Consider the following 22,242-nt stretch of genomic DNA (forward strand, 5'->3'; position numbering starts at 1 on the left):
ATAATTCATATAATTTAAAAAGATTCATAATATGGGAGAAACAATATCATTAATAGCTGATTTTTGCGGTATACTAGGATTTTTCATTAGTATTTTTGCAGTGTCTAAAGTATATACTCTAAATAAAACAATAGGCGATATAAACAATCAATCTGCAATTGGTAAGGAAAATAAACAATCAATAAAAACAAGTGTTAAATAGACAATCCATTCTCGGGTTTAATAATAATCAGGAGATTACTCAAATTGTAGTAGATGATAAATATATTCATCAACTAATTTCACTTCCTAACAACCCTAGTGATCTAAACAAATTAGTACTTCTTATATTTAATGGAATTACTGATAATGATAGCCAGTATGAAAGACGTAGTTTGCCACCAGATATTGATGAAAAACTTAGTTTCAATAATGTTTTGACCTATCGCTTTTTAATTGAATCAAATTATAGTGAGAATGCTTACTACCTCGAGAATGCATATGAATCCTTAAATACTGAAACGCCTGGTCAAAAAAAGGTTTTTTTGAATTATATAAATTCTATTTATTTAAAAGTTCTCGGTGATTTATTTCAGGATAATTCTACAATGAGTAAAAAAGAACTAATAAATAACTTTGCTGATACAATCATTTCAAATGTCATTAGTTCGCTTTTGATAAGTATAGGTTCAAACAATAAAGAGGTCGCGCATTTAAGTGGAGAAAGCATTAATTTAAATATTTTTACGATAGTTTGTCATGCATTTGTGGACTGTAAAGTATTAGAAAATCCTAACAATTAAATGTTATTACCACAAGATATTGCCCCAGAAAAAAGCCTCTATGTAATTGGTGGTAGGATTATAGAAATTTTCAATGTTATCAATAGAAGAACTATTGATACTAAATCTTTGTATAATTTATATATATCTGAATTTGCAAAAGATAACTTAAGTTTTAGTTATTTTCTATACGCCTTAGACTGGTTATTTATAATAGGTTTTATTGATATATATAATAACACAAAAGTTAAAAGATGCTTCTAAAAAAATTAATTGTAAGCAGGAGGGAAAAAATCATTAGAGATGTTCTTTTTAACGAGAAAGGATTAAATCTAATTGTAGACTCAACTCCCATTAGAGTTATGAATTCTGAATCTGGCAATAATGTCGGAAAAACCACATTCATTAGAGCAATCGATTTTTGTCTTGGTTCTACAGGGAAAGATTTATACAAAGATAAAGAAACAGGTAATGACAATATCGAAGTCAAAGATTTTCTATTTAACGAAGATGTTATTTTTGAATTAGACTTACTATCCAATGACAATAGCATAATAAAACTACGAAGAAGCTTTAATTCTGAAAATGATTTATTTATAGATAATGTTAAATATTCTGATTTAAAAAAATATTGCTTTAAGTTAAATGAATTGTTTTTCGGGATACCAGCTGCGCAGACGAAAATTAGTTTTAGAACTATAATAAAAAAATTTGTAAGATCTGACCAACATTCTGAATCAAGTCTATTAAAAGTCTTATCAACATTTAAAAGTGATAATGATTATGAGGCTATGTATCTATATTTATTTGGTTTTCCAGATCAAGAAATTATCAGTAAAAGATTAAATATTTTAACAGAAATAAAAAAATTAAATGCCTCATTAAAAAAAATGAGTGGTAAAAGTATATTACCTAAATTAGAAAGTAGATTAATACAAATCGATCAATCTATTTCGCTTCAAGAAAGTATAATAAAAACCTTTAATCTTCCTAAAACCTATGATGATTTATTAGACAAATTAAAATTTGTAAAATCAGACAGCACAGAGCTTTCATCTGAAATTGCGAATATCAATTTAAAATTATCATTAAGTAATAAATCCAAAAACGAACTTACTGAAAGTAAAAGCAATATAGATCCCAAAATAATTAAAAATCTATATCAAGAAGCTAAAGTGTTAATTCCAGAAATTCAAAAAACTTTCGAAGAAGTTTTAGAATTTCACAATAAAATGGTTTACAATAAATTAAATTATATTGAAAAGCACATTTTAAAACTTGAAAAAGAGAAGAGACAGAAAGAACAAATATTGAAGCCAATTTTGGATGAACAATCAAGAATTTTAACTTTATTAGATAACACAGGGAGCTTCGATGATTTAATAAAAGTTAGAGAAGAACTTAATGAATTGTATACTAATAGAGGGAAAATTGTTGGTCAAATAGACGAAATTAAAAAAATCCAAAAGTCTATTGAGGATAACACAGACGAACTAGAAAAAGTTAATGAAATTTTTAAAACTTATTTAGATGCTCTTAATGAGAATATTCAGGAAATATTCAATAAGCATTTTAAAAACTATACTTTCCAAACTCACGGAGAGCAAATCTACATACTCTATAATCCCGAATCAAGAAAATTTGAATTTGACAATATTAAAGGTAATGTTGGTGATGGTTATAAAAAAACTGACATTATCGCTCTAGACTTTGCATTCATAGATTATTTTGAAACTATGGGATTAAATTTTCCTCGTTTTGTTGTCCATGATAAGATGGAAATTATTCACAAAAATCAAATACTAAAAGTATTTGAAATTGCGGATAAACTTAATGGACAATTTATTATTTCAGTTTTAAAGGAAAGGTTATCATTTCTTGGAAATGAGTATATTCAAAATCACACAATTTTAGAATTGTCTGAAAACGATAAGTTTTTTAGATTTTAATTAGTTTAGAAATTTACCTTTATTAAAATGATTTCTTATACTGTTTATTTTTATATTAAATCATCGTCTTATTGATCTCTTTCTTTTTCTTTTTGGCAATTCATTATCAACAGCTGGATCGATTTCAAAAGAAAGTGATGATAAAATGGATGTTAATTTTTCGTTGTTAATCTTCCAATCCTCTAATGACGGTTCAGTTTGTTGCACTTGCTTAGTTGTTTTACTATCAGCACTAAATAATTCATGGAGTTTTAAGTTTTGATCAATTTCACTAGCTTTGAAATCTATCCTTGATTGTTCGTGAAAAAAGTGATTCTCTTGGGTGAAATCACCTTTATTTATTGTTGGTAAAACTTGAATAGCAAATTTTATCATTCGTTGCTGATACTCTTTTAAATTGTTTGGTTTTAACATCAAAACATTGAAATGAGCATTCCTAATTTGTTTTTTTATATCATCCATATTGATCGATTCTATTTCTATTTTTTTATTGATTTCATGCTTGTCCTGAGGGCTTCCATTTTTTAAAATATTTTGATTTTGAAATTTTTCAAGTTCTTTTCGTTTATAATTAAAATGTTCATCAAAAGTTTTTTCGTTCGAATTGATCCATTTTACTCTATCAAATCCCACTTGATATTCGTTATTGCCAATTTTTCTATTGGTTTGTTTTTCATTGCAAGTAGGGCTTAATTTTAATATTTGTGTTTTATCTTTTCTGGAAACAATTATGTGAATATGAGATTGAAGACCCTTTTTATACTCTCCAGAAATTTCCTTTCCATTAATAACCTCTTTATCTGTACCCTTGTATTTTCTAAAATGCTCAATTTTTGCAAAATAAACTAAATCAGCACCCGTTTTAATTCCTTTGTCTTGACGATTAAAATTCAAAGCATAGTTATCCATTACTTTGCGTCCATACTCTCTTATAAGATTATTAAATTGCTCTAGTTCAGATAAATTTAAGTCAAAAACACTTGTAACTTCCCTTTTACCAGTAGCCAGAAAGGCAATATGACTCAATTCATTCTCGCTGAAGCTAATTGTTGGAGCAAAATATTTAGCATCATTTGCGCCTAATTTTCTTTTATTATTATCGATAGAACTAATAACATCTATCGTGCTGATATTAATCGCTGAAGCCGTAAAGAAGCCTTGTTTCCTATTTTCTAATTGAGATATTTCACTCATTGAGGAAGACTTTTTGATGATTCTATCTAATTCTTCATTTTCCTTTTCTAAGTAAATAGCCAAGTTGGAACAACTTCCTTTATTGTCAGCTCCAAGTGTACTATGTGGTTTAGATATTGGCATTATGAAAAAAGAGATTTAATTTTACCCAAAGTACCGGATTTGTTTTTTTCGTCTAATAGTTGACAAATAAGCAAAATCGCTTGTCTGTTTTTTTGTAATTCAGAAATTACCATTTTAGTTCTTTCTTTATCATTGCTATTTATTTTATTAAGATTCTCAAAATGAGCTTTTTCTATTTCAGTTATTCGTTCTGAATGTTGGTTTAGGAGTTTATCTATCGAAATAATTAATTTTGAAATTTCTTCCTTTTGAGCATTTTGATAATTAAAAACATCTTGTCTTAATGGTTTCAAAATATCTCTTTCTTGAACTTTTAAAAAAGAGACTATCCTTTTATCTAAAGCGGCAACCATTAAAGATGGATTTTTGTTTACAGCATCTTTGGGATCGATACCTGTTTTTTTGAAATAATAAATCATCTCTTGTATAAGAGCACCCAAATTCATTTGTAAACCTTCAGATAATTTCCCAAGTTCTGAATGCGCTTTTTCATCTATAATAATACTTTTTTTAGTCATAATTATAATTTTTAATTATGTTAATCAGGCTATTATGGGTTTAATTATATTTAAATTATAAAACCTTATAACCTTCATTCTTAAAGAAAGCCTTATTTTCAAGGCTCTAGCCTCGCAGAGCAAGTAGGATAGGGGTTTTTCCGCCCCTGTCCTACTTGCTACTCTTTTAGAGACATTTAGATTGCGATATCTTAGAGATTTCTATTCTTTTAGACATATTTTTTTTGTCTAAAAATTCGTTTAAATCTTTGCATTCTGAATAAGTAATCCTACCATCTTTAGCTCCTGGAAATTGAGTTGAAATCAATTTAGTGTATTTGTCTCCAGCTTCATCATTATCTAGAAACAATTCGATTATTTTATAATTTTGTAGAATAGAAGTATTCTTTTCAAGTAATGCTACAGAGTTTAAAATCAAAGAATCTGATTCCTCCATTGGTAGATTATGCCAAATTTGCTGAAACGACAAATAGTCAAAAAAACCTTCATAAACCCTAAGTATTTGTGAACCATTGCGAATCAAAGTTATATCTTTCTTTTTCAAACAAATCTTCGCATATTTGGATCTTATTTCCCAACCTTGACTATTATTTTGAAATCCAATCCCGAAGTATTTTTTATCATTAATAATGTAGTGTACTTCTTTTAGCTGTTCAATATTTTTATAAAATTTTATACGTCTACTCTCCAGATATTGTAATAAAGCGAAATGTTGAATTGGAATTATTTTTTCAATTTGATTAGTGTTACTTTCTTTAATTGGGATTTCAGAAATTTGCTTTTGAAAAGAAAAAAGAGTGTCAAATTTTTCTAAGTAGGTCAAAGCCTCTGTAACATTAAATCCAAACTTTTGAATTACAAAATCTATTACGTTTCCTCCAACTTGTTCCCCATGGTCAAACCATCTGTTAATTTTTCTATTGAGTTTAAATGAAGCTGTTTTTTCAATCCTAAATGGAGACAGGTACCAACTTTCAGTTTCATTACATTTAGTGGGTTCACACCCTAAATTTTGAAGAACTTTTTCTATTGGTATTTCTCTTGCTTGTGTTGTATTCATTGCAGTATTTTTGCGGGTTTAAAAAATAAAAAAAATGATGAATTGATGACAAAGTACCATCAACCCAATAGTAACAGTGGTTTTACACGTCGTCATTTTGTCATCATGTCATCACTTTTAAAATTCAGTCATCATTTTTTATCATCATTTTATTTTTTGATGACAAAGTGATGACAAACAGAAGCCTTACTGTTGTTGGCTAAATTCTATATTGTCATCAATTCATCATTATAATCAGATAAAAAATCTCTAGTGATCGAATAATAACGACCTTTTGTTACGTTTTGATAAAAATCAAGGTCGTTAGTGATGCTTACTTTTTGATACTGGTTTGAATTTTTTGCTTGCTCTAGCTTCCAATTTTTGCGTATAATATTTTTTATTTCAACAGCATCATATCTAATCTTAAACTTGTTTAAAATGTTTAATAAGTCGGAGAAGCTAAAATCTAAATTTTCAATGTCCAAACTTTCCATTGTATTCAATAAAACATTAACTAATTCTCTTTCAATTTGATTTGAATTATACCTTACCAATTTTAACAACGCTTTTGTTTTAATCTGATCTGGAGTAAACCACATTCGTGATTGATTTTCAGTAGATAGTTTTCTATTGATTAAAAAATGTAAAAATGCTGGAATTTCATCGATTAGTTTTTGTAAAATACCAACATCCTCTTTTTGAAATTTATTAACCTTTATTACCCAAAAGCGAATTTCATCCGAGTCAATTTTAATAAATGAGGTTTCGTTGTTTGAACACAAAACGAATTTTCCAAAAAATGATGCTTCTTTTTTATCTTTTCCTTTTGCTTCTGTTTTATGAGTGTTGGTTGTAGATAGGTACTTTATTCGCTCGGTTAGTTCATCTGTCTTGAATAATACTTCATCAATACAAATTAAAAGTTTGGAACTCCAATCAGCGTTAAAATTTGAGGTGAAATCACTATTGGTCAGAAAAGTGAGGTTGTATTCAAATATTTCTTTAAGCCATTTTAAGAAAGTAGACTTGCCAGTATTACGTTCTTTACTCACTAAACATAAAATTGGAAGAATTTGAGTTGGTCTTAAATAAATAATTTGTAGATAATCAATTCCTAATTCCAATTGCTCTCCAAAAATATGAGCTAAAAAACTAAGAGTATTTTCAATATCTCCTTCACAAGGTGATTTACTTATTTGATGATAAGTATTATAATAATCCTGAATTCTTTTTAAAAAAAATTCAGGACGGTTCTCAGGAATACAAATGAAACCATCATATCTTTCAATTTCTGAAAGAACATTTTTACCATGATCTTGCCTTATCAGTTCTGGAGACCATATAACTAAAATTTCCACAAAATCACCTGAAGATAAAGGGTACAGGGATTTCTTAAAATAGGACGTACCTATTCGTAAATATTTCTCTTTCATTTTGTACAATGTTTTTTATTGTATCTTTGGAGGATATAACATAGTTAGAATTAAAATAAAGCGTTACAATTTAGCGGAATTGAACACTTTTATTTTTTTAACTGCTTGGAAAATTTAGACAAAACTTCCTCATCTGAATAGACTTTGTGCTTTCTAATCCATTCAACTATCTCAACTCGATCGAAGAATAAAGCCCCGTTGGTTGGCTTGTTATGAGGGATTAATTTTTTAGCAGATAATTTGTGAATCGTACTATCTGAAAAGCCTGTATAGTTCATGAGATCTTTAATAGTAAAAATCTCTTTTTGGAACTGATTACCTTTTGTAATCATCATTTTAATTTCATTTAACTGTTCAATAATTTTTTGTGGGTTCATAATTTTTGTTTTAGAATTATGAGGCTAAACTATTGGAATGAAACTAGATGAAACGTGGAATTGCGACTTGGTCACATAATAATTCAGGGGATTTACATTTTTTGAACACTTTCGTATATCTTTTTTTGAAAAAGGGTAACGGTTATTCTATTTTTATCGGATAATGATTTTTCATTTACAGGAATATATTTCCCTGCTTTTTTATATTGTAACAGAGAAGCTATACTTTTTTTAGGAATTACACTGTTTGGATCTAATTTTATCAAGAAAGGAATCATAAATTCATTGATAAAACCGTGTGTTTCCTGAGCGCTTATTTCTAATTTAAAAAAATAATTGTTCTTAACTTTTTTTAAGCAATTAGCAATCAAACTTTGAAAGTCAATTAATAATGTGTCATCGTTAAATAGTTCAATCTTTTTAAATTCAACATAATAGTAATTTATTGCCTCTCTATTAGCCTCAATTAAATCAGCTACTTTTTTCTCAGATATATTGTTTGAAGACTTTGATGTATTTTGGAACTGAGATAAATTACTATTTGACTTTTCTCTATTATATCGATTAAAAATATTATCACCTTTTAAAAAATACGTGGATGATACTGTAAGTAAAAATGAATAAATAATTCCTAAAATTAGAAGTATTAAATAGAATAAAATAAAATTACCATTGTATAATTGAAAAGCACTGTGTATAACTACCAAAATAGGTAATAGCGGGGCTAAAATAAGTGAAACCTTTTTGGAGGTTATTTTAGTATCTACCTTTTGTATTCGTTGATGAAGAAAGAAGAAAATTTTTTCAATTATTCTTGCCATAACGCTAATTATTTTTAATTGAAAAGTAAAAATACTAAAAAATACAGCTAATTGAAACAGAATGAAAAGTTTACTATCTTTACGAAGTCAGCAATTTGTTATACATATATTGTACTGATGAAAACAAAAAAGCCCTTACATTGCTGTAAAGGCTTGATTTTACTAGTGGTCCCACCTGGGCTCGAACCAGGGACCACCTGATTATGAGTCAGGTGCTCTAACCAGCTGAGCTATAGGACCGGTTAAGAGTGTGCAATATTACTACTATTTTTCATTTGCTCCAAATATTTTTGACTTAGATTTTAATATAGTTCAATTATTAGCTTATTTAAAACAGAAACCAACTGAATATTAGAATACTACTCATTTATATGTGCTTAAATTATTTTATTTCCTGACACAATTCTATCAAAACACCATTAGTGCTTTTTGGGTGCAAAAATGCAACGAGCTTATTATCAGCTCCTTTTTTAGGAATTTCATTCAAGACTACAAACCCTTCCTTTTTCAAACGCGCTATTTCTGAAACAATATCTTCAACATCAAAAGCAATATGATGAATCCCTTCTCCCTTTTTTTCTATAAACTTGGCAATGGGACTTTCTGGATTGGTTGCGGCAAGAAGTTCAATTTTGTTGGGCCCGTTCATAAAAAAAGAAGTTGTCACCCCTTCGGTTTCTACATCTTCAAATTTATAAGCCGGACCACCAAAGAGTTTTTCGAAAACTAAATTTGATACTTCTAAATCTTTAACAGCAATCCCTATATGTTCTATTTTTCTCATTATTTATACTATCTATTCAACGTTGGTTTTAAATTCAAGCAGTAAGCCAGCCGTAACAAAACTTATTTGATGTAAAATTAAACATTAAAAACAAAAAAAAGGGAAGCATTCTAAAAAGTAAGCGGAATTAAATCGCTCATAATAATTCTATAAAAAATTTCGATTGCATGAATTATAATTGTTATTTTGTAAATTCTAATTATGATTTGATATGTTGAAAAACAATTTAAAATACTCCTTCTTTCTATTGCTTTTAATTATTGTTGGATGCGCAAAAAGAGGCTCCATCACTGGCGGTTTAAAAGATACCATTGCCCCTGTTTTAAAAGTAAGTTTTCCTGAAAATTTCAATAAAAATTTCAAAGGAAACGAAATCAAACTAGTTTTTGACGAGAACATTAAACTCAAAAATCTTAACAAGCAATTGATTATTTCACCACCAATGAAATACGAACCGTCAATTCTGCCTACCACTCCAAGCAAAACGATTACTATAAAAATCAAAGATACATTACAGCCTAATACCACTTACAGCTTTAATTTTGGTCAAAGTATCGCTGACAATAACGAAGGAAATCCGTTAAATCAATTCAAATATGTGTTTTCAACTGGTGCTTATATCGACTCTTTAAGCCTTGGCGGAACTGTAAAAAGCGCTTATGATAAAGAAGTAGAATCATTCGTTTCGGTTATGCTTTATGACGTGAATGACACTTTTAAAGATTCAGTAGTCTACAATGAAAACCCAAGATATGTGACTAATACTTTAGACAGCTTGAAGACTTTTCGTCTTGAGAATCTAAAAGCTGGAAAGTATCTTCTTGTGGCTATGAAAGACTACAACAGCAACAACAAATACAATCCAAAAACGGATAAAATTGGATTCAGCAAAGCGTTTATCACTATTCCAAACGACACCCTTTACGAGTTGGAATTATTCAAGGAAACACTGCCTTTCAAAACGTTCAAACCAACTCAAGCATCTGGAAACAGATTGTTTTTAGGATATGAAGGTATCGTAAATTCTGCTGCTGCCCGACCAAAATTAATCTTGAAAAACAACACGGAAGTCCTTTCCAATATCATTACTAAATTACCAAAAAAGGATTCCCTTCAAGTTTGGTACAAACCCATCAAAGTAGATTCGCTAAATTTGGCTGTAGCCAAAGACAAATACGAAGCCAATTTCACCTTTAAAATAAAAGACCAAAAAAAAGACACCTTAAGTATCTCTGCTTTACAAACTGGCAACTTAAAATTCCGAGAGCGTTTTACTTTAGAAAGCTCAGCTCCATTAATTCGAATTGAGAATTCTAAAATAAGTTTAATCAACAATGCAAAAATCGCAGTCCCTTTTACCACTGAATATGACGAGTTTAATCAGAAATTGTATTTTGACTTTAAAAAAGAACCTTTAGAAAATTATACTTTTGAAATTTTGCCTGGAGCGTTAACTGATTTTTTCGAAAAATCGAATGATACGCTGACCTATAAACTAAATACGAGAAACACCTCCGATTACGGAAATCTTACAGTGGTATTAGAAAATGTAAAACAATTTCCTGTCATTGTAGAACTGACGAATCTAAAAGGAGATGTTTTAGCGACTGAATACAGCGAAAAAAACACCACGGTAGAATTTAATTTAATCGAACCTACGCTTTATACATTACGCGCTATTTATGACACTAATAAAAATAAGGAATGGGATTCCGGTAACTATTTGGAAAAACGCCAAGCCGAAGAAGTGATTTATTTTTCCAAGGAAATCGATGTTCGTGCTAACTGGGATGTAAATCAAGTTTTTGATTTGAGCATTCCTTACACTCCCGAACCTAAAAAGAAAACAGAAAAGAAAACCGAGAAGAGAAACTAGAGCTAAATACTTTTTATTTCAAAAGCATCTCTGTCGTTCAAAAAACCTAATTTCTGTCTGGTTTCCAGCATTTTTTCTTTGTCTAAAACCACTGAAAATAAACCTTCAGATTCTTCTGGTGCCAAGACATAGTTTCCAAGAAAATCGACTGCTTGCGAGTGACCAATATATTCATAATCATTCGCATCAGTTCCTATTCTATTCACACCAATCGCATAACTCATGTTCTCTATCGCTCGGGCTTTCAATAAAGCATCCCAAGCATTCGTTCTGATTTTTGGCCAACTTGCCACATAAATCAACACGTCATAATCCTCTGAATTTCTGGAAAAAGCAGGAAATCGTAAATCATAACAAATCAATGGGCAAATTTTCCAACCCAAATAATCCACCACTATTTTTTGGTCACCACTTGTATAGACTTTGTCTTCGCCAGCCAAAGTAAACAAATGCCTTTTATCATAAAATTGCATTTCTCCGGAAGGAAATACAAATACTAATCGATTGTAGAAATTTCCGTTTTCCACTATAACTAAGCTTCCTGTAATGGCACAGTTTCTGGCTTTCGCCAATCCTTTAAGCCAAGTTATTGTTTCGCCTTGCATTGTTTCAGCAACATTTTCCGGACTCATTGTAAAACCGCTCGTAAACATTTCTGGTAATACAATTAAATCAACTGCCGAAGCAATTTCATTTATTTTGGTCTCAAAATAATCGCGATTTAACTTTGGATTCTCCCAAATTAAAGGAGCTTGGATAAGGATGACTTGCATTGTTTTATTTTTTATAAAAATAAGAAATATCACAATACCATAAGTTCATTATATTAGCAAAAAACAACTTTATGAAAAAGATACTTCTTGTCTGCTCACTGTTATGTTCTATTCTGATTTTTGGACAAGAAAAATCAGGAGCTAAACAATTTTGGGAAAATTTGCAAAAACAATGCGGCAAATCATTTGAAGGTGAAGTAAAAGAAGGCGCTGCCAATGACACTTTTCGAGATAAAAAATTAGTAATGCACATTCGCAATTGTGACGAAAACACGATTCGGATTCCATTTTTTGTAGGAGAGGATAAATCCAGAACTTGGGTCTTAGCCTACAAAAATGACCGTATTCAATTGAAACACGACCACCGCCACGAAGATGGTTCTGAGGACAAAGCCACACAATACGGCGGAACAACCTCTAACTCTAGTACATCTACACTTCAGTTTTTCCCCGCAGATCAACAAACTTGTGATTTAATCCCAAATGCCGCTGCAAATGTCTGGTGGATTACTTTAGACGAAACTTCTTTTACTTATAATCTAAGACGCATCGGTTCAGACCGATTGTTTACCGTAAAATTTGACATTACAAAAGCAGTCCCAACACCTTCTGCACCTTGGGGATGGAAAGACTAAACAAATGCTGAAACCTTACTTTTAGTCATAAAAAAAAACGCATTCAACTTAATGAATGCGTTTTTTCAACTTTATATTCTTAAAGAATACTATTATCCTTTCAAACTTGCCGACATATACTCTCTGTTCATTCGAGCAATATTTTCAAGAGAAATTCCTTTTGGACATTCTACTTCACAAGCTCCAGTATTAGTACAGTTACCAAAACCTTCGGCATCCATTTGGCTCACCATGTTTAAAACCCTGTCAGTAGCTTCAATTCGTCCTTGTGGCAATAAAGCATATTGAGAGACTTTAGCAGCAACAAATAACATAGCTGATGAGTTTTTACAACTCGCTACACAAGCTCCACAACCAATACAAGCAGCTGAATCAAAAGCAGTATCAGCATCTTTTTTGTTAATTGGGATTGTGTTTGCATCAATAGTATTTCCAGATGTATTTACAGATATAAATCCTCCTGCATGTTGAATTCTGTCAAAAGAACTTCTGTCTACAACTAAATCTTTAATTACAGGAAAAGCTTTAGCTCTGAATGGCTCAATAAAAATAGTATCACCGTCCTTGAACATTCTCATGTGCAATTGACAGGTAGTAACACCTCTATCCGGTCCATGAGCTTCACCATTGATGTACAAGGAACACATTCCGCAAATTCCTTCGCGACAATCATGATCAAATGCAACTGGCTCATCCCCTTTCATGATTAATTCGTCATTTAAAATGTCAAGCATTTCAAGAAACGACATGTCTGGTTCAATATGATCTATCGGATATTCAACTATTTTTCCTTCTGCAGCGGCATTTTTCTGACGCCATATTTTTAATGTAAGTTTCATATTTTTAGTTTGAAAATCATAAAGTCGAAAGTCGAAAGTCGATTGACATTGAGTCATTTGACTTTTAGACGTTAGACAATAGACTATTATTTATAACTTCTTTGAACTAATTTCACGTTGTCAAATACCAACGGCTCTTTATGCAAAACAGCTTCACTTGGTTTTCCTGTGTATTCCCATGCTGCCACGTAAGCGAAGTTTTCATCATCACGTTGCGCTTCACCTTCTTCAGTTTGGTACTCTTCACGGAAATGTCCTCCACAAGATTCATTACGATGTAAAGCATCTTTAGCGAATAATTCTCCCAATTCAAGGAAATCGGCAACACGAGTCGCTTTTTCCAATTCTTGATTTAAACCGTTAGCATCACCAGGAACTTTTACTTCGTTATAAAACTCTTCACGCAAAGCAGCAATTTCTACAATCGCTTCGTTTAATCCTTTTGTGTTACGAGCCATACCCACTTTGTCCCACATGATCTTTCCTAATTTCTTATGGAAATAATCAACAGAATGTGTTCCTTTATTGTTCATAAATCTTTCGATTTGATCTTTCACCCCTTTTTCAGCAGCAACAAATTCAGGTAAATCTGTAGATATAGGACCCATTTTAATATCTGGTGATAAATAATCTCCGATAGTATAAGGCAATACAAAATATCCATCAGCTAAACCTTGCATCAAAGCAGAAGCCCCAAGTCTGTTTGCTCCGTGATCAGAGAAATTAGATTCTCCAATAGAGAAACATCCTGGAATGGTAGTTTGTAAGTTATAATCAACCCAAGTTCCACCCATAGTATAATGTACCGCAGGGTAAATCATCATTGGAGTTGAATATGGATTTTCATCAACAATTTTTTCGTACATCTGAAACAAGTTACCATATTTATTAGCAACAACTTCTGTTCCTAATTTAATAACTAAGGCAGTGTCTTTCTCGTCTAAATGTTTGATTCTTGCTTGGTCAACTCCATATCTTTGGATCGCTGCAGCAAAATCTAAATAAACAGCTTCTCCTGTTTTATTTACTCCAAAACCTGCATCACATCTTTCTTTAGCAGCACGAGAAGCAATATCTCTAGGTACTAAATTTCCAAAAGCCGGATATCTTCTTTCTAAATAATAATCTCTTTCTGCTTCAGACAAATCCGTTGGTTTCTTTTTTCCTTCACGAATCGCTTTTGCATCTTCTAATTTTGCAGGAACCCAAATACGACCATCGTTACGCAATGATTCTGACATTAATGTCAATTTCGATTGGTGATCTCCAGAAACTGGGATACAAGTTGGGTGAATTTGTGTGTAACAAGGATTTGCGAAGAAAGCACCTTTTTTATGGATTTTCCAAGCTGCAGTAGCATTACTTCCCATTGCATTTGTAGAAAGGAAAAATACATTTCCGTAACCACCAGAGGCAATAACAACCGCATGCGCTGAATGCCTTTCGATTTCACCGGTAACTAAGTTACGGGCGATAATTCCTCTTGCTTTTCCGTTTACGATTACTAAATCAAGCATTTCGTGACGGTTGTGCATTTTTATTTTTCCACGACCTATCTGGCGATTCATTGCAGAATAAGCGCCTAATAAGAGTTGTTGTCCTGTTTGTCCTTTTGCGTAAAAAGTTCTAGAAACCAATGTTCCTCCAAAAGAACGATTGTCTAACAATCCACCATATTCACGAGCCAGTGGAACACCCTGTGCCACACACTGGTCAATAATATTTGTAGAAACTTCAGCTAAACGATGAACGTTTGCTTCACGAGCACGATAATCACCACCTTTTACTGTATCATAAAACAAACGGAAAGTTGAATCTCCATCTCCTTGATAGTTTTTTGCAGCATTAATTCCCCCTTGTGCAGCAATGGAGTGCGCACGACGTGGTGAATCTTGAAAGCAAAAAGCTTTTACGTTATATCCTAATTCTGCTAAAGTTGCAGCAGCAGAACCTCCAGCAAGACCTGTACCAACTATAATTACATCTAAATTACGTTTGTTAGCAGGGTTTACTAAATTAATATGATCTTTATAATTTGTCCATTTGTCCGCAATTGGACCATTCGGAATTTTTGAATCTAATGCCATTATAATTGAATATTAATGATTGAAATGATGAAAAAGCGCAATAAAAATAAATCCGAAAGGAACCACATAAGCAAATCCTAATCCGAAATTTTTCAATCCTTTAGAATATTTATTATTAAATCCTACTGATTGAAAAGAAGAACTAAATCCATGGTTTAAGTGTACCGCTAACAATACAAAAGACAAGATATACAATCCTGTACGAACAGGACTTTCAAATTTCGCCACTAGCTCATGAAAATACCTTGTTTCATCCAATGGACTAACATCTACATATTTGTACACCATTTCAGGAACCCAAAAATCGTAAAAATGCAATGCCAAAAACGCTAAAATAACTGAACCGGAAATAATCATGTTTCTTGATGCCCAAGAAGAATTTGCCGCTCCGTTGTTCTTTGCATATGCAATTGGTCTGGCACTTCTGTTTTTGAAATCCAAAACAAAACCCATTATAAAGTGAAAAACCACTCCTACAATCAAAATAGGTTGTATTACGAATTGAACTAATGGATTATTTCCCATAAAATGAGAAATCGAATTAAAAGTATCGGAACTAAAAACCGATGTCATATTGATAAAAAAATGCTGTGCTAGAAACAACATCAAAAAAAGTCCTGAAAGTGCCATAGCTACTTTTTTTGCTATTGACGATTTCAATAATGCAGATTTTGCCATAAGATTTATATAATTTGTTTTAAAAAATTCTACAAAAATAAAGCAATTAGACAGTAACTACAACCTTTTCGCTGTTATTTATAATGATTTTAAAGTGTTTTACACAAAATATCAAGAAATTCTTAAATATCAAACATAAATCCAAAAACAGCCCGAAAAACAGTTAAACAAAAAAGAAAAAAATCTTAAATAATACGCCACGAAATTGACCGAAAACTAGTCCTCAAACAGCCTGAAATTACTAATTCAATAATTTTTATTGTTCTTTATTTCCAAATCAATAAAAACACCCGGCATGATGATTTTATGTCCCTAAAATAATTGTATCGAGACAATGCGTTTTTAACTTTACACGTTAAAAATTGAAGAATGAAAACAGGAATTGACGCCATCTCTTTTGATGTTGCAAAAATACATTTACCTATAAACACTTTGGCAAAAGCCAGAAATATCGAACCCGAAAAACTGGAAAAAGGACTAGGTTTAATCAAAATGACATTGCCGGACACACATCAAGATACAGTTGTTTTTGGCGCCAATGCATTGACAAAATTAATCTCAGACAACAACATCAACCTCAATGAAATCGCCCGAATTTATGTAGGAACAGAAAGCACCATTGACAGCTCAAAACCAATAAGCTCATTTTTGATTGCATTGATGGAACAAAAATTTGGAGAAAACACTTTGTCAGAATGTGATGTGGTTGATTTTACCTTTGCCTGTATTGGCGGAATTGATGCCATGCAAAACTGTATTGATTTTGTAACATTGAATCCAACAAAAAAAGCAATTGTTGTCACAACTGATTTTGCAAAATACGATTTAAACTCTACCGGAGAATACACGCAAGGCGCCGGAGCTTTGGCAATGTTGATTACTGCAAATCCAAGAATCATTGCTTTCGAAAACATTTGGGCAACCAGCACAAAAGGAGTTTTTGACTTTTTCAAACCGTACCGAACGATTTCGAAAACAGCAATTACTGGGAATTCAAATAACGAACCATGGTTTGAAAATTTAGAAAGTAAAATTGAAATTCACAAAGACCAACCTGTTTTTGACGGACAATATTCGAATCAATGTTACATGGACAGAACCAGAGATGCGTATTTTTCATTCAAAAAATTAAAAAATACCACCGAAACTGTTTATGATTCCTGGAAAAGCATCGTCATGCATTTGCCTTATGCTTTTCAGGGACGCCGAATGTTATCTGAAATATATGCTTTGGATGCTTCCAAAACAATTATTTCCGGTAATGAAGATGCATCAGAATATCAAAATAAACTGAAAGAAATCAGTAAATCAGAAGCCTACAAGGAATTTGTAAACGAAAAATTAATGCCCGCAGAAATTGCTTCTTCATTAATTGGAAATCTATACACAGGTTCTATTTTCATGGGATTACTATCAACTTTGGCTCATTTTTACGATACTGAAAAAGAAATAAGCGGCAGCACATTTGGTTTTCTGGCGTATGGAAGCGGTTCAAAATCGAAAGTTTTTGAAGGAACGATTCAACCGGACTGGAAATTAGCAATTGCTGGTGTCAATCTTTTTGAAACAATAGAAAAAAGCTTTGAAATTGATTTTGACACCTACAACAAACTACATAAAAAGGAGCAAAAAACCAGCATTCAAACGCCTAAAAACGAATGGACTTTGGACCGAATTGAAAACGAAATTCCTAATTTAATTGGCGCTCGCTATTACAAATGGGTAGATTAATTTATACTTCAACAAAAAAGCACCGACAATTCACAGTTGAACTTTCGGTGCTTTTTTTATTTAAATACAGAATATGTTTAACTGAATTTTGTCATGTATTGCTGCACAATTAAATCTGTGTTTTCATTGCGCATTTTTTGCTCTAAATGAATTGGAGGCGAAGCTCTTTCCAAACAATTTTTAACAGCACAAGTTTCGCAGGTAACCCCAACAACCTGTTTCTTGATTGAATCATTTTCGATAAACTTGAATTTTTTCTTCATTCCAGGTGTAATCAATATTCCTACCGAAATACTACGAATACAATCTACCTTAAACGGATCCGGCGTTGCCGATGAAAAAACAAGATATTCATTTTTGCTGTTTTCATAACTGGAGATTTGCGCATCAAAAAAGTGATTTTTCTTTTGCCTCAAAGATTCCTCAATCGTGCGTATAGAAACCCATCTTCGGCAGTAATGTTCATTCATTTCATTCGCATGTGGTTCCTGCTGATTGGTAATGTGTAATTCCTTTTTTATTTGATACGTATCCGTTCCTATCTGATGGGACAATCGTAGGAAAAAGAGATTTTTTAACTGAAAGTCTTTTGGTAAAATATTAGTCAATCTTTGATAGAACGATTCAGGCGAAACATTAAATCCGCTCATCAAAGCAATCATTTCCTGAGGCTTCGGGTCAGTTTTTGACAAAAATAAATTCAGTTCATCTATCAATTTTTGCCTTGGAATAAGCAACGCTCCGGCAAAATAGGAAGCGTAAAAATTATTCAGGACTTGGTCAAAATTATCAAACTTAATCCAACTGAACGTATATAACCTTTCGGTGATTTCAAGGTAATTATACGCAATTTCTTTGGCTAGAATAAATGCCTTTTGAGGCTCGTCAATATCTAATGAAAGCAATAGCGTCTTGCTTTTTGGCACAAATATCGATCTCAAATCTCCCAATTGTTCCTGCTCAGAAAAAACGAGTTCTTTTATGGTATAACCGTACTCTTCAATTAATATCGCTGTGAGCTCTTCAATCGAAATCTTGGTGTCAATATTTACATGAAACGCCTTGGAAAACTGCAACACTTTCTGCTCTAAATCTTCAAAATAGTTTGTATGCGCTTCTTGGTACGAACGCAACGAAGCCAAAAAGAAACTCTCTCTTGTCAAATTATAATGTTGCGCAATCTCAATAATCGTGCTGATAAACGCATTGACTTTTGCAGGAGCATTGGCAATAATATCGATAAGATCATTTTCCTGAATCCCGAAAATCTCCAGAGGAATCTCTTTTAGAATCCCAGATTTCAGGATTTCTCCAATAGGTGCCAAATTATTATCCAGTTTCAACGAAACCATATTGTCATAAGAAACATCCAGTTTTTCAGACAACAGAATGATTTTATCCGTTTTAGGATATTTTTTTCCTTTTTCAATTTCGTTCAAATACGATTTTGAAAGGTCTGTGATTTTTGCCAAACCAAATAATGACAGATTCTTATTGGTACGAGCCTGCTTCAGTTTTAAGCCAAAAATTAACTTGATATAATCCTTTTCTATGTTCATATCTCAAAGATATACTAAAAAAATATTTTCGCCAAAAAAAATATTTTTCATTTTTAGCGTACGTTCGCTTGTTTTGTAAAAAACTTTTTGTAACATTGTAGTGTAAAACATTTTAACCATGAAAGATATTCTTGAAATAACCGAAAAAACGTTACAGTTTTCACCTGAAACGAAAGAGCATTATCCAGCAATTTTGACGGATGAAGCTATTGATTTAATAACAGAATTGCATCACAGATTCAATGCCAAAAGACTTTTGCTATTAGCCGAAAGAAAAAATCAACAGCATTTATTTGATGCAGGCGCGTTACCAACTTTTCCTTCTGAAACAAAAAGCATCAGAGAAAGTAATTGGGAAGCTGCAAAAACTCCAAAGGATTTATTAGACCGAAGAGTCGAAATAACCGGACCGGTCGATAGAAAAATGGTTATCAATGCATTGAATTCAGGAGCAAAAACGTTCATGGCTGATTTTGAAGACAGCACTTCTCCTACTTGGAGCAACTTAATGATAGGCCAGCAAAACCTGAAAGATGCGGTGAATAAAACCATCACTCTTGAGGACACTGTGAAAAATAAAAAATACAGTCTGAACAACGAAACTGCCGTATTGATTGTTCGACCAAGAGGCTTGCATTTGCCGGAGAAAAATATTTTGATTGATGGAGAACAAACTTCAGGTTCCTTAATTGACTTTGGTTTGTATGCTTTTCACAATCACAAACAACTTATTGAGGATGGAACGGCACCGTATTTTTACATTCCAAAACTGGAACATTATCTGGAAGCAAGATGGTGGAATGAAGTTTTCGAATTCACGCAGGAATATTTGGGCGTAAAAAATGGGACATTCAAAGCCACGGTTTTAATCGAAACCATAACTGCCAGTTTTCAATTGGACGAAATCATTTTTGAATTGAAAGATCATATTGTTGGTCTTAATTGCGGACGATGGGATTATATTTTTTCGTACATCAAAAAACTAAGAAAAAATCCAGCTTTCCTAGTTCCAAACAGAGATCAAGTGACCATGACTTCACCATTTATGAGTGCGTATTCCCAATTGGTCATTCAAAGATGTCACAAACGAAATATTCATGCAATTGGCGGAATGGCAGCGCAAATTCCGATAAAAAACAATGAAGAAGCCAATAAAATAGCTTTCGACAAAGTAATTGCCGATAAAGAACGGGAAGTTAAAAATGGTCATGACGGCACTTGGGTCGCACATCCGGATTTGGTTTCGCTCGCCATGACGGTATTCGATAAAAACATGCCGACTAAAAATCAGATTCATGTAAAAAGAGAAGACGTACACGTTACCGAATGCGATTTACTGGAAACTCCAAAAGGAACCATTACCGAAGAAGGCGTTCGAAAAAACATCAGTATTTCCGTTTTATATATTGCTTCATGGCTCAACGGACAAGGTGCTGCAGCCTTACATAATTTAATGGAAGATGCCGCTACTGCTGAAATTTCGAGATCTCAATTGTGGCAATGGCTACAAAACGAAGTGGTTTTAGACAATCAAAAAGTACTGAATGAAAAATATTATCACCGACTAGCGATGGAAGAATTTGAGAAAATCAGAAAGCTCGTTGGAGATGAAAATCATGACAAACAAAAATACAGAATGGCGGAGCAATTATTAGACATTTTGGTCGTGAACGATAATTTTATCGAATTTTTGACTATTCCCGGATACAAATACATTTAAAAATTAATTGCAATAGATATTAACAAACAACCAAAAAAATGAAAACTACAGAAACAAGAATTCAAGAATTAGTTACTGACTGGATTACGAACCCAAGATGGAATGGCATTGAGCGACCTTACACTGCTGAAGAAGTGGTGAAATTGCAAGGTTCTTATCAAATAGAACATAGTGTTGCCAGAATTGGAGCCAATACTTTATGGAATAAACTAAATGCTCAGGATTTTGTTGCCGGACTTGGCGCACTTACCGGGAACCAAGCCATTCAAGAAGTCGAAGCAGGATTAGACGCCATTTATTTGAGCGGTTGGCAGGTAGCTGCTGATGCAAATGTAGCCGGCGAAATGTATCCTGACCAATCTTTATATCCTGCTAATAGTGTTCCATTGGTTGTAAAACGTATCAATAATGCCCTTTTGAGAGCGGATCAAATACAAGTTGTGAACGGAACAACCGATAAAAAACAATATTTAGTGCCTATCGTTGCTGATGCCGAAGCTGGCTTTGGAGGAAACCTGAATGCTTTCGAATTAATGAAAGCGATGATTGAAGCGGGAGCTGCCGGAGTTCATTTTGAAGATCAATTGAGTTCTGCCAAAAAATGTGGTCACTTAGGTGGAAAAGTATTAGTTCCTACTCAAGAAGCCATTAACAAATTGATTGCGGCACGTTTAGCAGCTGATGTAATGGGAACACCAACACTGATTGTTGCTCGCACCGATGCAGATGCTGCCAACTTACTAACTAGTGATATTGACCCACGAGATGCCAAATTCATCACCGGTAAAAAAACTGGAGAAGGTTTTTTCTATGTAAATTGTGGTGTGGAACAAGGAATTGACAGAGGATTGAGTTATGCACCTTATGCTGATTTAATTTGGATGGAAACCAGCAATCCAGATCTTGATTACGCAAGAAAATTTGCTGAAGGAATTCACGCAAAATTCCCGGGAAAAATGTTGGCTTATAATTGTTCCCCTTCTTTCAACTGGGCTGCAAAATTATCAGTTGCCGAAATGGAAACGTTCCGAGAGGATCTCGCTGCAATGGGATACAAATTCCAATTCATCACTTTAGCCGGATTCCACGCATTGAACACCAGCATGTTCGAATTGTCTAAAGCCTACAAAGAAAGAGGAATGGCTGGCTATTCTGAATTACAGGAAAGAGAATTTGCTTTGCAAAAGCACGGTTTCAAAGCCGTAAAACACCAAGGCTTCGTAGGGACTTCTTATTTTGATGCGGTACAAAACACCGTGACAATCGGAAAATCTTCAACCACTGCCATGAAAGATTCTACAGAAGTAGCACAGTTTTAGAAAAGTAACAACCATAAAAAAAC

Annotated in this window: 21 protein-coding genes and 1 tRNA gene; 9 read left to right on the forward strand and 13 right to left on the reverse strand. The window is 32.6% G+C overall.

The features are described 5' to 3' along the window. Window positions 1–31 precede the first annotated feature (31 nt). From QLS65_RS03265 to QLS65_RS03275, 4 genes are read left to right on the forward strand one after another with little or no spacing between them, the layout of a single operon-like run. Window positions 32–202, forward strand: a complete 171-nt coding sequence (locus QLS65_RS03265) for a hypothetical protein (RefSeq protein WP_282715178.1) — start codon at window positions 32–34, stop codon at window positions 200–202. Then, a complete protein-coding gene (locus tag QLS65_RS03270) occupies window positions 192–782 on the forward strand; it encodes a hypothetical protein (protein WP_282715180.1) in 591 nt (196 codons plus the stop codon). Before QLS65_RS03265 ends, QLS65_RS03270 begins: the two co-directional genes overlap by 11 nt. After that, a complete protein-coding gene (locus QLS65_RS16175) occupies window positions 783–1,025 on the forward strand; it encodes an ABC-three component system middle component 6 (protein ID WP_428831867.1) in 243 nt (80 codons plus the stop codon). Then, entirely contained in the window at window positions 1,016–2,710 is a 1,695-nt protein-coding gene (locus QLS65_RS03275; RefSeq protein ID WP_282715183.1) for a hypothetical protein, read from the forward strand. The genes QLS65_RS16175 and QLS65_RS03275 overlap by 10 nt, the downstream gene beginning before the upstream one ends. Before the next feature lie 60 nt (window positions 2,711–2,770). Here the strand turns inward: QLS65_RS03275 and QLS65_RS03280 are convergent, their stop codons facing one another. From QLS65_RS03280 to mce, 8 genes are all read right to left on the reverse strand, one after another. Then, window positions 2,771–4,027: a DUF5712 family protein gene (locus QLS65_RS03280; RefSeq protein WP_282715185.1), complete on the reverse strand. Its 1,257-nt coding sequence runs from the start codon at window positions 4,025–4,027 to the stop codon at window positions 2,771–2,773. Next, on the reverse strand, window positions 4,027–4,545 hold the full coding sequence (locus QLS65_RS03285; RefSeq protein ID WP_282715187.1) for a BfmA/BtgA family mobilization protein: 519 nt from the start codon (window positions 4,543–4,545) through the stop codon (window positions 4,027–4,029). The genes QLS65_RS03280 and QLS65_RS03285 overlap by 1 nt, the downstream gene beginning before the upstream one ends. Before the next feature lie 166 nt (window positions 4,546–4,711). Beyond that, the gene (locus tag QLS65_RS03290; RefSeq protein WP_282715189.1) at window positions 4,712–5,605 is read right to left on the reverse strand and encodes a toprim domain-containing protein; all 894 of its coding nucleotides are present in this window, start codon (window positions 5,603–5,605) and stop codon (window positions 4,712–4,714) included. A gap of 206 nt (window positions 5,606–5,811) precedes the next feature. Then, window positions 5,812–7,020 carry a primase-helicase family protein gene (locus QLS65_RS03295; protein WP_282715191.1) on the reverse strand — a complete coding sequence of 403 codons (1,209 nt, stop codon included), beginning with the start codon at window positions 7,018–7,020 and terminating at the stop codon, window positions 5,812–5,814. An 89-nt stretch (window positions 7,021–7,109) separates the two neighbouring features. Then, window positions 7,110–7,397 (reverse strand): helix-turn-helix transcriptional regulator, encoded by a 288-nt coding sequence (locus QLS65_RS03300; protein ID WP_143376224.1) that lies wholly within the window; start codon window positions 7,395–7,397, stop codon window positions 7,110–7,112. Window positions 7,398–7,489: 92 nt separating this feature from the next. Then, window positions 7,490–8,218, reverse strand: a complete 729-nt coding sequence (locus tag QLS65_RS03305; protein ID WP_282715194.1) for a hypothetical protein — start codon at window positions 8,216–8,218, stop codon at window positions 7,490–7,492. 166 nt (window positions 8,219–8,384) lie between these two features. Further along, window positions 8,385–8,458, reverse strand: a tRNA-Ile gene (locus QLS65_RS03310). Between the two features lie 142 nt (window positions 8,459–8,600). Next, entirely contained in the window at window positions 8,601–9,002 is a 402-nt protein-coding gene (gene mce / locus QLS65_RS03315; protein WP_282715196.1) for a methylmalonyl-CoA epimerase, read from the reverse strand. Between the two features lie 211 nt (window positions 9,003–9,213). On the opposite strand from mce, the gene QLS65_RS03320 reads away from it, so the two are divergent. Beyond that, window positions 9,214–10,878, forward strand: a complete 1,665-nt coding sequence (locus QLS65_RS03320; RefSeq protein ID WP_282715197.1) for an Ig-like domain-containing domain — start codon at window positions 9,214–9,216, stop codon at window positions 10,876–10,878. Between the two features lie 2 nt (window positions 10,879–10,880). On the opposite strand, the gene QLS65_RS03325 is transcribed toward QLS65_RS03320, so the two are convergent. Further along, a complete protein-coding gene (locus QLS65_RS03325) occupies window positions 10,881–11,651 on the reverse strand; it encodes a nitrilase family protein (RefSeq protein WP_282710984.1) in 771 nt (256 codons plus the stop codon). Window positions 11,652–11,722: 71 nt separating this feature from the next. Between QLS65_RS03325 and QLS65_RS03330 the strand changes: the two genes are divergently transcribed. Then, on the forward strand, window positions 11,723–12,286 hold the full coding sequence (locus tag QLS65_RS03330) for a hypothetical protein (protein WP_282715200.1): 564 nt from the start codon (window positions 11,723–11,725) through the stop codon (window positions 12,284–12,286). Between the two features lie 92 nt (window positions 12,287–12,378). Here the strand turns inward: QLS65_RS03330 and QLS65_RS03335 are convergent, their stop codons facing one another. The 3 genes from QLS65_RS03335 to QLS65_RS03345 form a co-directional block, all read right to left on the reverse strand. After that, window positions 12,379–13,125, reverse strand: coding sequence for a succinate dehydrogenase/fumarate reductase iron-sulfur subunit (locus QLS65_RS03335; RefSeq protein WP_099714167.1), 747 nt, complete (start codon window positions 13,123–13,125; stop codon window positions 12,379–12,381). Window positions 13,126–13,211: 86 nt separating this feature from the next. Next, entirely contained in the window at window positions 13,212–15,212 is a 2,001-nt protein-coding gene (locus tag QLS65_RS03340) for a fumarate reductase/succinate dehydrogenase flavoprotein subunit (RefSeq protein ID WP_282710986.1), read from the reverse strand. A gap of 12 nt (window positions 15,213–15,224) precedes the next feature. Further along, window positions 15,225–15,890 carry a succinate dehydrogenase cytochrome b subunit gene (locus QLS65_RS03345; protein WP_099714165.1) on the reverse strand — a complete coding sequence of 222 codons (666 nt, stop codon included), beginning with the start codon at window positions 15,888–15,890 and terminating at the stop codon, window positions 15,225–15,227. A gap of 369 nt (window positions 15,891–16,259) precedes the next feature. On the opposite strand from QLS65_RS03345, the gene QLS65_RS03350 reads away from it, so the two are divergent. Beyond that, window positions 16,260–17,621, forward strand: coding sequence for a hydroxymethylglutaryl-CoA synthase family protein (locus tag QLS65_RS03350; RefSeq protein ID WP_282715202.1), 1,362 nt, complete (start codon window positions 16,260–16,262; stop codon window positions 17,619–17,621). A gap of 77 nt (window positions 17,622–17,698) precedes the next feature. On the opposite strand, the gene QLS65_RS03355 is transcribed toward QLS65_RS03350, so the two are convergent. Next, window positions 17,699–19,180 (reverse strand): helix-turn-helix domain-containing protein, encoded by a 1,482-nt coding sequence (locus tag QLS65_RS03355; protein ID WP_282710989.1) that lies wholly within the window; start codon window positions 19,178–19,180, stop codon window positions 17,699–17,701. A gap of 118 nt (window positions 19,181–19,298) precedes the next feature. On the opposite strand from QLS65_RS03355, the gene aceB reads away from it, so the two are divergent. Both aceB and aceA read left to right on the forward strand, forming a co-directional pair. Beyond that, window positions 19,299–20,900, forward strand: a complete 1,602-nt coding sequence (aceB, locus tag QLS65_RS03360) for a malate synthase A (protein ID WP_282715204.1) — start codon at window positions 19,299–19,301, stop codon at window positions 20,898–20,900. Window positions 20,901–20,938: 38 nt separating this feature from the next. After that, the gene (gene aceA, locus QLS65_RS03365) at window positions 20,939–22,219 is read left to right on the forward strand and encodes an isocitrate lyase (protein WP_282715206.1); all 1,281 of its coding nucleotides are present in this window, start codon (window positions 20,939–20,941) and stop codon (window positions 22,217–22,219) included. Window positions 22,220–22,242 lie beyond the last annotated feature (23 nt).

Origin of the sequence: Flavobacterium algoritolerans (genome assembly GCF_030010385.1) — a bacterium.
Lineage (GTDB): Bacteria > Bacteroidota > Bacteroidia > Flavobacteriales > Flavobacteriaceae > Flavobacterium > Flavobacterium algoritolerans.